Origin of the sequence: Photorhabdus bodei (genome assembly GCF_003287735.1) — a bacterium.
In the GTDB taxonomy this organism is placed as follows: Bacteria; Pseudomonadota; Gammaproteobacteria; order Enterobacterales; family Enterobacteriaceae; genus Photorhabdus; species Photorhabdus kayaii.
The window spans coordinates 1-1,298 of sequence record NZ_NSCM01000127.1; the positions used below are offsets into that span (position 1 = coordinate 1).

Below are 1,298 nucleotides of genomic sequence, written 5' to 3' on the forward strand. Positions count from 1 at the left end.
AGGCAGTCTGTGCGCAGGGACGCGCGCAGTCTGCCTTTCACTGCACCCCACAGGCTCACAGGGAAGCGGCTAACCGTCGAACTGTCCAACCGCACTCAGGTTTCAGGCCGGCTTCGGGCTGTCCGACTGGTCGCTATTCGCCTGCGTGTCGTCTGGCAGCGTTGCCTGCTTTGACTGCCGTTCTGCCGGGTGGGTCTGCTCATGCACTTCCTTTAAGTGACCGATAGCCACCCGCGTATAGATTTGCGTGGTTTCCAGTTTCTCATGCCCCAGTATCGCCTGGATATGCCGGGTGTCCGCGCCGTTCTCCAGCATCTGGGTTGCCATTGAGTGCCGGAACAGATGACAGGCCCCCGGTTTAGCCAGCTGCGCCTGTTTACGGATGCTGTCGGCGGCTATCTGGGTTAACGTGCCTCTGGCCAGTCCCCGGCCTTTCTTAGTGATAAACAGGTGACCGCTGTCCCCCCGCCGCGTTAACTCGGGCCGGACACTGAGCCAGCGACTTAACCAGTGCAGCGCCTGTTCGCCGATGGGCACCACCCGGTCTTTACCGCCTTTACCCTGTCTGACCATCACCACGCCGCGCCCGAAGTCCACCTCGCTTAACAGCAGGTTGGCTACTTCCATCCGCCGGATACCGGTACTCCACAACACTTCAAGGATAGCCCGGTTTCTCAGGCCCGTGAGTGTGTCGATACTGGCGGCGGCTAATACCGTGTGGGTTTCGTCTTCATTCATCACCTGCGCCGGTAGCCGTTTTTCTTCTCTTGGCAATACCATGTTATCCGTCGGGTTATACAGGATATGGTGACGTTGCAGCAGCCAGCGGAACCACTGACGTAAGACACTCAGCCGGTCCCGCTGACTGCCCGGGCTGTAGGGTTGACCGTTCGCTTTACGGGCGCTTCTCAGCCAGCGCTGGTAACTTTCCAGCAACGGCAGGCTGACCTGCGGCGCCGTCATCACGCCGCGGGCTTCACACCAGGTGACGAACGGCAACAGCCGCTCTTCATAAGCTTCCTGTGTCCGTTCACTTAACCCCTGTCCCCGCACGGCTTCCAGCCAGGCGGCCAGATGCTGGCGTAAGGTGGCGAAGCGGGCCGGGATGGCGTCGGGTTGACCGTGGGTCTCCGTCACTGAGGGGCGTTTTTTTCTGTCTGGCGAGGCGAGGGTTGTCGCCGGGCTGGCCGGGATAGCGTGCTGTTGCTGCAACCAGTCGAACCACAGGCGTAAGGACCGCAGGCGTCGGCGCTGACTGTCCGGCGTATAGGGCTGGCCGCCGGCCTTGCGGTATTGGG

1 protein-coding gene is annotated in these 1,298 nt (G+C 61.4%); it reads right to left on the minus strand.

Features of this window, described 5'->3' with window-relative positions:
* Positions 1–102: 102 nt before the first annotated feature.
* Positions 103–1,137, minus strand: coding sequence for a site-specific tyrosine recombinase XerC (gene xerC, locus CKY02_RS23050; RefSeq protein ID WP_338047393.1), 1,035 nt, complete (start codon positions 1,135–1,137; stop codon positions 103–105).
* Positions 1,138–1,298 lie beyond the last annotated feature (161 nt).